The sequence below is a fragment of the Rufibacter sp. LB8 genome, assembly GCF_014876185.1.
Lineage (GTDB): Bacteria > Bacteroidota > Bacteroidia > Cytophagales > Hymenobacteraceae > Nibribacter.
Window position 1 is genome coordinate 3387189 of record NZ_JADALJ010000001.1, and the last position, 12652, is coordinate 3399840.

Consider the following 12652-nt stretch of genomic DNA (forward strand, 5'->3'; position numbering starts at 1 on the left):
AAGCCTATTTTATTGACCAGATGATAGACACATTATCAATAAATACCAAATCATTTGGGGTGAAGCCCATCATTGGTCCAGTTCCTACAGCATTTGCCTCAACCATATCTGCGCTAGTAGCCTTGTCTTCCAAATCCTGCATACCACCATAGTAGCGGTTGCCATAACTGATGTCTATAATTTTGCCTAACCGAACTCCGGTAGACTGAGCCATTAATTGTGCTTTGTGTTTAGAGTTTTCAATAGCAAGTTTTATCAGTTCGTCCTGAACTTTTGTTCTCAGTTCATCAGAGAGCTTAAAGTCGAAATTCAGGGTGAAGTCTGTTCTGCTCTTGGCAAACGTATTGAGGATTTTCGTAATAGTTTCCTTGTTGTTTTTGAAATCGACTTTGATTCTCTGCATAGCCACGTACCCACTGTCCACTTCCATCTCTTTTTCCTTTACATAGACCGTGTGCTTATTGATAGTAAAGTCAGTGGTCTTAATATCGTCTTCCTTAAATCCGATGGAGGCAATTTGACTTGTAATGTCTTTTGTCTTGGTATTTAAACCGGTAATTGCTTCACTGAAGTTGAGGTGATTGTTTTTGATACTGATAATCAAAACGCCCACGTCTGGCTTCACCGTGATTTTTGCGCTGCCAATAACATCAATAGTTGGGTTCTTTTTATCTGCCTGGCAAAAGGCAGAAAGGGTAAGAAAAAACAATGGCAGGGCTAGCAAAAAAAATTTCATGGGATTTTTTTAACGATGTAAACAAAACCAGCGGTCTTACCACTGTATCTTCTCTTCAATAAAGGTAATCAACTGATTGGCCATGGCCTGCTGTTCTTCCACCCGCGGGTGGCCCGGCGTATTTTTGTAAGGCATGACCAAGGTGTGGATTTTAGAATCCTGCAAATCTTCCACGGCTTTCTGCACCAGGGCTGGCCACACCGAGCCAGATTTAACAATGTCCATGTTGCCCAGCGCGGCGATGATGTGGGCGTTGGGGTACACGGCGCGTATCTGCTTCACGAAGTTCTGGTACGCCGCCGCCACGGTTTCAGGCGAAGGCCGCGCGTTCCCAAACCGACGTTTGTGTTCGGCGTTGTTGGGCAGGTTGATGATCCAAGAATCGTTCTGGAGCAGGTTGATGACCACAATATCTGGCGCGGGGTTTCGGCTGAAATCATATTGGCTGGCGGGGTCAGACGGGTTGAGGCGGTTAAACAGCTCTGGCATAATATCCTTCTCCCAACTAACGGTAATACCGATGCCGCTTTTGCAGATGCAGGTGTAATCAGCGTTAAAGCGGCGGGCGGTGAGGGCGGCGTAACTCACGTAATTGTCGGTGTTGAGGCCGCGCCACGAGTCTTTGCCCGAGTAGTCATGCACCGCGTAGCCGGCTGTGATGGAGTTGCCGTAGAACTCAATTCGGCGTTTGGGCGGGGCAGGCGCGGGCAGCAGTTTGGTGTTGGGCGCCAGTTCCAAGCCATAAAACGTGGTGGTGCCTTTGTCCCATTCGGTGCGTTTGAACAGTTCCAGCGTGTGTTTGCCGGGTTGTAGCTGCGCGGCCAAGTCATAGAGTTTCTGCACGGTGTCTGGCTGAATAACAGTAATGCTGTCGCCGTCCAGAATCACGTTGTAGTAGCTGTTGCCGGTGTTGTCTTTCAGGCGCGCCTGCACGCCTGTTCCCTCAAAATTAAGTTTGACAGACGTGCCCGACCAATACAGTTCCGTAGTTTCTGCCGTTGGTTTGCCCACCCGGCCCATATAGGCTAATCTTTCGTCTTGCGCGGAAACAGAAACTGATTTAGAGCCTGCACACCCGCCAAGAAACGCGCCGCACCAAAGCAGCAGCGGCAAGGAGTATTTTCTAAAACTCGAATTGAGAAAAATCATAAGAAACCGGAAAAGCCAGGGAAACCCAACAGTTCAAAACTACAGATTCTCCCCACATGTCGGTGCAGCCATGACCAAGAATTTTCAGAAAAAGAAACCCGTTTTGGGGCTCATTTCCAGAAACGAGCCCCAAAACGGGTTTGCGTAAAAGGTATAAACGCTAGTGAATTACATCAGGAAATAACCGTCTGGCTTGAGCGGCTCAGGTATTTCTTTTTCGCCTAAGATTTGCTTGAGGTTGATCTCAATAGTGCGGGCGATGGCAGTTACAGGCGTGTCTGTGGGTTTGTTCCGGAAGGGATCTTGCATGTGGCGGGCCGTTTTCTCCACCAGAAAGAACGTGGAAGCCACCGCCGTGAGCACAGGAATCTCATACACACCAATAGTTTCCACCAGCGTGATGGACAGAATCACCAGAAACAGGTAGATGAAAAAGTGGATGAACATGCTGTACGTGGCCGGGAAAACCGTGGAATTGATGCGTTCAGCCTTGCCCATAGAATCACAGAGCCGTGAGATAATGGCGGCCAACTGGGTCTGTTGCATGTGGTTGAGCACCTTGTGCCTAAACAACTGGTTCAGGTCTTCCATGTGCAGCACCTGCAAGGCCAGCGGCTTGTTTAAATGGGGTTGAATGTACTCAATTTCCTGCGGAGAGAGGAATTGGTGCAGGTTTTCCAGCGGGTCTAGCTTGCGCAAACTCTGGCCCAGGCTGTAACACCACGCCATTTGCCTAAACGCCATGCCCCTGAAAATGCCCTGTATATGCGGCCGTTCGGCGTCTTCGGGTGAAATGAAGGCCTTGAGTTCCAGCACCAGCGCGCGCGAGTCATTCACAATGGCGCCCCAGACTATGCGGGCCTCCCACCAACGCTCGTACGACTGGTTCAGGTTAAAGGCCAGCAGCAAAGAAATGCCCGTACCTAACACAGATGGCAGCGCCGAGGGAATGGGAGGCCAGTTGTCGGCCCAGATGGATTTGATAATGTGAAAAGTTATGGAGAACAGCAGCACCCGCAGCACATCTACCCGTATTTTTTGGAAGATGTACCTAAAGGGGATATTTTCTGATAAAAGCATGGCCAGCTAATTGTTGTTTGCAAAAGTTAACCGGTTTGTGGCCTTTCTGTTTTGGGGCTCATTTCCAGAAACAAGGCCTAAAACAGGAATTTCTACTCAAGCGTAGCCCACCATTTCTTAAAGAGCGTCACTTCGCCCACTGCCCAGCGCTGCCCAATAATGGGTGTGGCCAGTTGTATGTTCTGTTGCGCGGCGGCTTTGCTTAGGCGGTCAATAGGTTCTTTCCAGGGGTGCAAGGCCAGGGAGAAAGCGCCCCAGTGCGTGGGCATTAAGACTTTTCCTTTCAAATCAAGGTGCGCCTGCGCGGTCTGCTCGGGCATCATGTGTATGTACTGCCAGGCTTTATTATATTGCCCGCACTCCAACATTGTCAAATCAAAAGGCCCGTATTTGTCGCCAATCTCTTTGAAGTGCGTGTCATAGCCAGAATCTCCGCCGAAGTAAATAGAATGGTTCTGACCCTTGACCACATAAGAACACCAAAGCGTCTTGTTTCTATCGGTGAGGCTACGGCCAGAGAAATGCCGCGCCGGCGTGGCCACAAACTCAATGCCTGCCGCCGAGGTGTTTTCCCACCAGTCCAGCTCCGTGATTTTGTTTTCGGGCACACCCCATTTCACCAGATGCGCCTTCACGCCCAGCGGCACCACAAAATGGCCGGTCTTGTCTTTAAGCTTGCGAATGGAGCCGCGGTCCAGGTGGTCATAATGGTCATGCGAGAGCAGAACCACATCCAGCGGCGGCAGGTCTTCTATCTTGATGGGCAATTCGTCACTGAACCGCTTGGAACCCACAAACGACACCGGCGACGGCCGTTTCCCCAGCATAGGATCTGCAAAAATGCGTTTCCCGTCCAGTTCAATCAACACTGCCGAATGCCCAAACCACGTAATCTCAGGCGCTGCACTACTAGAAGGTGCCAGATACTCCGCCTGCGTGGGCCGCATCATGGGCAATTGGTCTATGGGCGATGAATTTTCCACGCCCTTCATGAACGAAACGAAAATCTTGGCCTTCTCCCCAAACGACGACTCGTCCATCATAGGCGTGTAGTGCACATTCTCAAACCGGCCGTCTTTGTATTGCTTCGATTTCTTGATTCTATCCAGGCTCTGGCCCTGCGCCGCGGCCCCAAACTCCGGCGCAAACGCCATAAACAAGGCCCCGCCCGCCGCCACCGACCCTAGTATGGAAAAGAGAATAATCATAAATTTCTTCATTACACTTGAATGTTTCTTGACATACTGGCAGCAAGGCAAAATGTTTACCCCCTGCAAGATACCAGGTACGTTGGTTTTAAGGCTGGCTTTTATTTGTATGCATTCCGACTTTCTCTAAAGAAGTTGGGGCATAAAGGTGATTTCAAGAAACAAAGGCATTTGGAAAAGCAAAGATTATCAAAGCGTACAAATTAAGGAGCCTTTGTAGAAAACTGTAGGGGCGTATTGCATACGCCCTGCGCATTCCCGGTCAATTGATGCTCGTAATTGAACTGTATTTTAGAAATGACTTGGAACATTACTGCTGCCACCGCAAGGGCGTATGCAATACGCCCCTACATGAAATGCGTGGGCAAATGAAAAAAAACATCTTGAGCCTTCTTAGGAGACGATCTGCGTGCCCCATGCTGTTCGGGATTTCTAATCCCGAACCACTCTGTCGGGGATTTACTAATCCCCGTTGCTGGTCTATTGGGAAATCACATGCACGGGGGGATTGATAAATCTGAAAGTGTGATAGAGCGTTAAATATATCTCAATCATTATTAAAGTACTCCCTCACCCTAACCCTCTCCCAGGGGGAGAGGGGATTTATCAGGTTTCCCGTTTTTGGGCTCGTTTCTGGAAATGAAGCCGAAAACTGAATGCCATATCTTACTCTTCTTTCAGTAAGAACAAATCCAGGGCGATTTCATCGGCCAGCAACTTCCCTTCCTCAGTTAAAAGCAACACGCCTTCGTTTTCTTGCATAAGGCCTTTGGCGATAATCTGCTGGAGGTACGACGCGTGCAAGGCTACTAAATCCACATTCCATTTCGACCTTATATAATGCGTGTCACAGCCCCAGCTGGTTCTGAGGGTGGTCATCACATATTCGTTCACGCGGTCTTCTACGGTCAGTTCTTCTACGGTGCAGGGCAGTTGGCCCTGGCTCAGTGCCTGTACGTACTGTGGGTTGTGGGCCACGTTGAACTGCCGGCTTTTGCCATTGAAGGAATGCGCACTGGGCCCGATGCCGACGTACGGTGTCTGCCGCCAGTAGCTGCTGTTATGCTTGCTTTCAAAACCGGGCTGGCAGAAGTTGGAGATTTCGTAGTGCAGGAAGCCGTGGGTTTTGGCCTGGGTCATTAAGAGTTCAAACTGCTGCGCCACGCTTTCTTCCTCGGCGGGTGTGAACGTTCCTTTTTTCAACCTGTGCCCCAGAACGGTGTTGGGCTCAATGGTGAGGGCGTAGCAGGAAAGGTGCTGTACGTTCAGCGCGAAGGCCTTGGCCAAATCCTGTTCCCAGAGCGCTTCGTCTTCGGCGGGAATTCCGTAGATCAAATCCAGAGATATGTTATCAAAACCTAGTTCCTGCGCCAGTTGAATGCACCCCTCGGCCTCCCCAGCGGTGTGCGGACGGTTCATCAACTGTAGATGCGGGTTGTGGAACGACTGCACGCCAATGCTTAATCTATTCACGGGTGATTGGCTGAGTAATAGCAGTTTTTCGGGCGTAAGGTCGTCGGGGTTGGCTTCCACTGTGATTTCTGCGGCTGGATTTATCGGGAAGACGAGGTGAATGGTATCCAGCAGGCCTTGCAGTTCCGCTACTGATAAAATGGAAGGCGTGCCACCGCCGAAGTAAATAGTGTCAATGGTTTCGCCGGACAGGTAATTTTGTTGCAGGCGAATTTCCTGGTGCATGGCAGCCAGCACGGCTTCTTTCAGCTTTAAGGACGTGCTGAAGTGGAAGTCGCAGTAATGGCAGGCTTGTTTACAGAAAGGGATGTGCAGATATATTCCGGCCAAAATGCGGTAATGGGGTTTTTAAACGTTGTATTCCAGCGGAGCGCCATCTAATGTAAGCGGCAACCCGTACCTTAGACACCATGAAGGCAAGGCTGAGTTCCGGTTGCGTCCACAAGAAGTTTCGGCAAAGATACAGAATTACGGCTCTGTTTCTGGGCCTATGGCTGTGCGGCTTTCTGGCGCAGGCCCAGCAAGACCGCCGCGTGGTGCAGATTCTCGCTGAAACCCCGCAGGCCATGACCGTCTGGAAGAAATGGCAACCCAAACTCACCGCCAAAGACTCTTTGGGCACGCGGCAGGAACTCCAGAACTGGGTCTTGCAACTGCACCAGGAAGGTTACCTCACCGCTTCTATTGACAGCCTCAGCCTGGTAAAAGACACTTTGCGCGTGTTTGCCTACACCGGCCAGCAATACCAGTGGGCATCTCTTCGAAACGGAAACGTAGGCGAAGGTCTGCTGGAAAGCGTGGGTTTCCGGGAAAAGATGTACCAGAACACACCATTCCGCCCGGCGGAATTTGCGCGGCTCCAGCAGGCTATCTTGCGCGAAGCCGAGAACTCGGGTTTCCCTTATGCTACCGTAAAAATAGACTCCCTCCGGATTTTTGACGACCACCTGGACGGCGTGTTGCACGTGGTACGCGGGCCGCACATGGTCATTGATTCCATCCAGATTATTGGCACAAGCAAGTTGCAGCAAACGGCGTTGTACCGGTACACGCAGCTTTTTCCGGGGCAGCCGTTCTCGCAGCAGCGCTTGGAGGCGGCGGCGCGGGCGCTCAGGCAATTGCCCTTCGTGCGCGTTAGCCGGGAGCCCGAAGTGTTGTTCGCCAAAAACCAGGCCCGCCTCTATTTCTTCCTGGAAGAGAAAAAATCGAATCAGTTTGACGGCATCATCGGGTTTTTGCCAGACCCCAACTCCACAGAGAACAAGCTGCTAATCACCGGCGAAGTGAACCTGCAGGTGCGCAACCTGCGCGGCAGCGGCAAGCAGATTGGGCTGCACTGGCGCAAGGTGGACCGCAATTCGCAGCTCATGGACGTGGAATACCGGCACCCGCATTTCTTTTCCACGCCCTTTGAGGTGGCCGCGCTGTTCCATCTGTATAAACAAGATACCTCGTTTTTGAATTTGCGCCCGCGGCTAGAGGTAGCCTACCCTTTGTCAACCACCAGCCGCGTCACGGTGTTTGGCGAGTTGCTGAGCAGTCAGTTGTTGTCGCCGGAGGCTTTGCGGCAGCGCACCTCAGATTCCTCGGCCATTGACGCCAACTTCACTTCGTATGGCCTGTCTTATGCCTATGCCAACCTGGACGACCTGTTTTTTCCGCGCAAGGGCACGCAGGCGTATTTTCAGGGAGCCGTGGGCCAGAAACGGATTCTGCGCAACGCCCGCATTGAAGGCAGTTTCTATGACACATTGCAGCTAAGCACCACGCAACTCTCGGTGGCCGGGCGGGTGGAGCGGTACTGGCCCGTGACCCGGAACGGCGTTCTGCTCACCCGTCTTCGTGGCGAGGCGCTCCTGAACCAACGCCTGTATTTGAACGAGTTGTTCCGGCTGGGTGGCCTGGCCTCTCTGCGCGGCTTTGATGATTATTCGTTTTACGCCTCGTCTTTTGGCATCAGTACGCTGGAGTACCGGCAATATACCGGTGAAGATTCGTATGTTTTCCTGCTGTATGACCAGGGATATCTGCGAAGAGACCTGCCGGAGGGAAAAAATTATCAGTGGGTGACGGGCGTGGGCGGCGGCATTAGCTTCAGCACGGGAGTGGGTGTGTTTCAGTTAGTTTACTCGGTGGGGCGCACGCCGCAGGAGCCGTTTAGCCTAACAAGAGGCAAGATTCACTTCGGGATTACAGGCCGTTTTTAGCCTCTAAATTGAAAATGATGCAAAAAACGTTTGGAGGATATAGAAAAAGCCCCTACATTTGTATTACAAACAGTGCGGGATGGAGCAGTTGGTAGCTCGTTGGGCTCATAACCCAAAGGTCACAGGTTCGAGTCCTGTTCCCGCTACCTTATAGGACAAATTAGCTTTATTGCTGATTTGTCCTTTTTTATTGCTATTTAACTCGCTATTAATCAGGTATGTAAGTTTGAAAGGATCGCTTGGGCAGGTGGTTCGATGTAGTAAATCCTCAAACGTGAATTTTTGCGTAAACATCGAACCAATCAGCTCCCTTTTATCTTCAGTCCCTGCATTCTCAAAGATTTCATCCAACCGAGTAAGGTTTTTAACTGCTTTTTCAACTAAAGTTTCAAGGTTCGCCCTGCTAGGTTTGTATGCAGGGGTTGCAAGTTCTGCTAACTGTGCTTCTAGTAGATTAATTTTCTGCTCGCAATCGGCTTTTATATTCCTGTACTCGGCCCCATCCAAATCTCCAGCCAATAATAAATCCCTCGCTCGGGCTAATTTGTTTGTGAGATGTGCGAGCTCTACTGTGTGTTGTTTGCGACTTTCCTGTTGGTATTGGCTCCTGTTATGGTATGTATCTAAAATTACCATTTTAAAGAGTTCCTCCACCGCTGGGTTGAGGATATAGCGTTTGAGTTCGTTAACAAAAGCCTGGTTCACCTCAGGCGCTTTATGGCGACAGCCACACTCTGTAGAACAATGGTAATAGTAATAGTGCTTATAACGTCCTCTAGAGGCACTACCAGTAAGGGTGCGGGTGCAATTTGAGCAGGTAAGAAAGCCACGCAGGGGAAGCATCTCCATGGAAACCACTTTAGTGGCTAATACCCTCTTCTTGCCATTTAGCATCTGCTGCGCCTCATAAAATAGGGTTTCAGAAATTAAGGGCTCATGTTGTCCTTGCACCAGCTGTTCTTCTTCGTCCCTGTATTTAGGGACTACCACCTTCCCGCAATAGACAGGGTTGCGGATGAGGAGCCAGAAATTGGTCTTACTGCATTTCAGTCCCAGCCGAAGTGCCTTTTTCCAGACCTGCTCAACAGTAAATATCCCCTCTGCTATGTCCTTGAAGACTCCCTTCATGATAGACGCCTGTGGCTCTTGCGGAACAATCTGTTTGCGACCGTTATCTCCTGTTTTGTTAGCGTATCCAATTGGTGCACCTGTCATCCAGCGGCCTTCTTTTCTGGCTCGGCGCATCCCATGGAAAACGTTCAGTGCACGGCGGTCATTTTCAATCTCAGGTGCGGTCAGGTAAATGGCCAGCATCATTTTATTCTCAGGGATGCTGGTATCCAATGGCTGCTCAATAGCCTGTGGTTCCACTCCCAGGGAGCGGAGCGTATTAATCATCTGATAGGCATCTGGGGCGTTACGGCTGAAACGGTCCCATTTGGTGAACAGGATTAACTCTGATTGATGTTTGTGTTTTTTAAGATAGGTCAGAAGTTTCATCCATTCTGGTCTCTGGAAGGTCTTGGCAGAGTGGTCTTCATAGATGACTTTTCTGATAGTGATCTGGTTGAACTCGCAGTACTTACGCAAAATCTCTTCCTGGCTTCTTTGGGAATAGCCTTTGTCAGCCTGTTCGTCTGTGCTTACCCTTATGTATAAATCAGCTGCCTTCATAAGATAAAGATTTGGACTTCAGCTAATTTACAAAACCTAAAGGAGTTTTGCCAGATTCGTTGAGATCGATTTAATGGGCATGGTATCCATAGTTACATCAAAAGACACAAAACTAAGCTTGCCTTAAGTAGAACCGTGGCAATGTGGAGAACCCTTGATTGGGTGTCCCACATTGCCACGGCTTAGTAGAAGTGGTGTCTGTTTTTATAATAAGCGGATGACCATTGTTACCGGCAGTCAATGCCTATGACTCCCAAGCGAAGGAAGGGCATTCATTCCGGTGCGAAGTTAGCCCGCGTTCCGGACACGGGTTCTCTGCGCCAAGGTTGTACGCAGAAAATGGGTATCCCCTGACGGGGACCCTCCGCATTTTCTGCGTCTCCACCTTGCCCTCAGTCCATCCCGCGGGCTGATAGGGCACCATAATCAATTTCCTACCTTTAAAACTGTACGATTATGGAAAAGCGCATTGTAAAATCAGAGCCTTGCAGAGTAGCAGAAGTAAAATTGACTTACCGTTCAAAGGTGAGACCGACCGACATGACTAAGATTACCTGCTCAGTTGATATCTATGGGTTGCTGGAACAAAACTGGGACAAGGGCAAGTTGGAGTTTGTGGAGCAATTCAAGGTTCTGCTGCTTAACCGAGCTAATAAGGTGCTGGGTCTTTATGAACTTTCTACAGGCGGAGTGGCAGGAACGGTAGCTGACCCTAAGCTCATCTTTGTAGCCGCGTTAAAAGCATGTGCCTCTGCCATTATCCTGTGTCATAACCATCCATCCGGCAACTTGCAGCCAAGCGCAGCTGATATCCAACTGACAAAGAAAATAAAAGAGGGAGGCAGCCTTCTGGATATAGCTGTCCTAGATCACATCATCCTTACCAGTGAGGGATATTACTCCTTCGCTGACGAGGGGCTCTTATGAGCCCCTCTTTTTTGCCCGTTAAGTCGATGGCCTGTGATCATTGGTCTAAAGCTTTGCATGATATTCGCGAACACGAGGAGTGTTCGGCAAGATGTATTTTTGTCCACAAAAATGCCCTTTGCCCTCAAGGGCATAGTCGAATCCGCTGCGGAACTTGCGGTTTCAGATCTCCTGAATAGCATAAATTTCATTAGATGAATCGGGGTGCCCAATGGAAATACTTCTGCCCCGTGATGTTTACGCGACCTTTTTTAACAGCGCTGCTCATCTACCCTTCTCATACATTTACTTTTACCCAACCCAAGCGGTAGCCGTGGAAATATGGAAAACCCTCTGCGGGTTTCCAACATTTCCACAACATGGTGGCGGTAGCTTCTTTTTTTAAATGAGGTTGAAAAGCTCCTCATCCTCAGCTTTAAACTTATTGATGTCAGTGAGGAAAAGAGTATGCATTCCATCACTCAGGTAGCCAGCGGGCTTAATAGAATCTCCATCAGTTGTTTTCCGTGGCACTATCAATATACTCTTCAACTCTTTCTCACTTGTAAGATTAACGTATCGCCTAAAGTTTTGCTAGAGTGCCTCTGTATTTACATTTGGTTTCAAAATTGAGCTAAGTAGGTATTGCAACTGCATAAGTATCATACTATTGCACATAGAAACAAATGAAATTCTCTGGATTGAAAATCCTAACACTACCCTTGGCCAAAAGAGATATGCAGTATCACATTTCTTTCTCTCTTTCATTGTTAGGCACGGCACTAAAGTACCCATCCCATATAATTTCCTATTTACGGCAAGAAGGTAGCCGCCGTGGGAATAGGGAGTCCACTTTAGCTATTCCTATGCAATTGGGCAATGGAGGTGTTTAGTTCGCCAAAAATTGTCGGCCCTGCCAATTTCAAACCCATTAAGTTTGACACTTATTCTTAAAATGCATCTGATTTCCTGAAAATCAGGAGACAATATGTTCTCCAAACCAAGTGGACGGGTACTGACTGTTCTTATACTCCTTAAAAGGGTTTTCATTTCTATATATATAGATCAGCCAGAGCAGAATCACTTGATTCATAGTGAATATTCACGCCTTTCTAGTATTTCACCTTTGGTACAGTTATCAGATATTGCCACAGGTTGAAAACATAATTTACTGCTTGGTTTAGGATTCCTTTCTTGCAGGCACAAGTAATAACCTTCTTCCAAGGACAGAATGGGAAAATCCCTTTCTAACACAGTTCGGAAAGTACAAAGCTCATTCCTAAACTTCCCAAATGAAGCTCAGACAACTGGGCAACACCTCGAATCAACTTCCTCTCCTGGCCTAATTAGCATGGCGGAATTGCATTGAGGCGCATTGATACCGTGATTAACCATTTTTTCCTTTTCAATGCCCAGTTCCACTATTTGGATAAGGCGTTTAGGCAAGCTCAAGAATTAACATGGTCTGCGGAAGCCAAGGGGCTGACCACCTAATGTGACTAGCAAAAGTGGTGCAGTACCCACTAAAAAAACGGACTGGTCTCGTTCAGAAGTTTCAACGAGAGGTGGAAACCGAAAAACCTTATGAGTAGGGAGGTCTTAAAAAGCAGAAGAAGATGTGCGAAGCAATGTTGAAAAGTACAGTGGATCGTGACCACAGGTCTGATTGGTGCGAAGGGGAAACCCAAACCCAAGCAAAAAACATAGCAAGGGCCAATTATGTGCAAAAATATCCTCATGATGACTTGAACAAAACTGTCAATGAGGTAAAACCCCGTTTGTCAATGGCAACTGATGTCCTGAGATGAAATTAGTAAGCACATGCAAAAATTCACACAGTGCTAATTTCCGCCCTAATACTCTTTTAGCGACGGTGATGAGCCCAATGGCTTGTTCTCTTTGAGTCAGGAATCATAAAGACCCCGAATCACCTCCGTTGGTTGTTGTATATACAGAAAGAAATGATTGTCAGGAGGTAGACCTACTCAGGATGCGCCTTCTCTTTACAACGATATGCTTACCGTGAGTTTCTTGGCTAATGTTGTTGCAAGGAAAGGGTATATAGTAATCACCTTAAGGAATATACTATATCTTACCCAAAGAAGCAACGGCTTTCATTCAAGCATAGGTGGTGCACCTGAACGATGCGTTTACCCGGCGATTGGGAGTCTATGCCCTTTCTGGTGAGACTGCCGCGCAACACTTCAGCAAGGGAGTCT

At 48.8% G+C, this 12652-nt stretch carries 8 protein-coding genes and 1 tRNA gene; 3 read left to right on the forward strand and 6 right to left on the reverse strand.

Going from position 1 to position 12652, the window contains the following annotated elements; translation table 11 throughout:
* Window positions 1-4: 4 nt before the first annotated feature.
* From IMY23_RS14255 to hemW, 5 genes are all read right to left on the reverse strand, one after another.
* A complete protein-coding gene (locus IMY23_RS14255) occupies window positions 5-736 on the reverse strand; it encodes an SIMPL domain-containing protein (RefSeq protein ID WP_192822734.1) in 732 nt (243 codons plus the stop codon).
* Between the two features lie 36 nt (window positions 737-772).
* Window positions 773-1885, reverse strand: coding sequence for an SGNH/GDSL hydrolase family protein (locus IMY23_RS14260; RefSeq protein ID WP_192822735.1), 1113 nt, complete (start codon window positions 1883-1885; stop codon window positions 773-775).
* Window positions 1886-2053: 168 nt separating this feature from the next.
* A complete protein-coding gene (locus tag IMY23_RS14265) occupies window positions 2054-2965 on the reverse strand; it encodes a bestrophin family protein (RefSeq protein ID WP_192822736.1) in 912 nt (303 codons plus the stop codon).
* Between the two features lie 92 nt (window positions 2966-3057).
* Window positions 3058-4185 (reverse strand): MBL fold metallo-hydrolase, encoded by a 1128-nt coding sequence (locus IMY23_RS14270; RefSeq protein WP_225986511.1) that lies wholly within the window; start codon window positions 4183-4185, stop codon window positions 3058-3060.
* A gap of 654 nt (window positions 4186-4839) precedes the next feature.
* Window positions 4840-5976, reverse strand: coding sequence for a radical SAM family heme chaperone HemW (hemW, locus tag IMY23_RS14275; protein WP_192822737.1), 1137 nt, complete (start codon window positions 5974-5976; stop codon window positions 4840-4842).
* 80 nt (window positions 5977-6056) lie between these two features.
* Between hemW and IMY23_RS14280 the strand changes: the two genes are divergently transcribed.
* Complete coding sequence (locus tag IMY23_RS14280) at window positions 6057-7853, forward strand: outer membrane protein assembly factor (RefSeq protein ID WP_192822738.1); 1797 nt, start codon at window positions 6057-6059, stop codon at window positions 7851-7853.
* Window positions 7854-7926: 73 nt separating this feature from the next.
* Window positions 7927-7999, forward strand: a tRNA-Met gene (locus IMY23_RS14285).
* On the opposite strand, the gene IMY23_RS14290 is transcribed toward IMY23_RS14285, so the two are convergent.
* Window positions 7959-9527, reverse strand: a complete 1569-nt coding sequence (locus tag IMY23_RS14290) for a recombinase family protein (RefSeq protein ID WP_192823788.1) — start codon at window positions 9525-9527, stop codon at window positions 7959-7961. The genes IMY23_RS14285 and IMY23_RS14290 overlap by 41 nt on opposite strands.
* A gap of 456 nt (window positions 9528-9983) precedes the next feature.
* On the opposite strand from IMY23_RS14290, the gene IMY23_RS14295 reads away from it, so the two are divergent.
* Complete coding sequence (locus tag IMY23_RS14295; protein ID WP_192822739.1) at window positions 9984-10454, forward strand: RadC family protein; 471 nt, start codon at window positions 9984-9986, stop codon at window positions 10452-10454.
* The last annotated feature ends 2198 nt before the right edge of the window (window positions 10455-12652 follow it).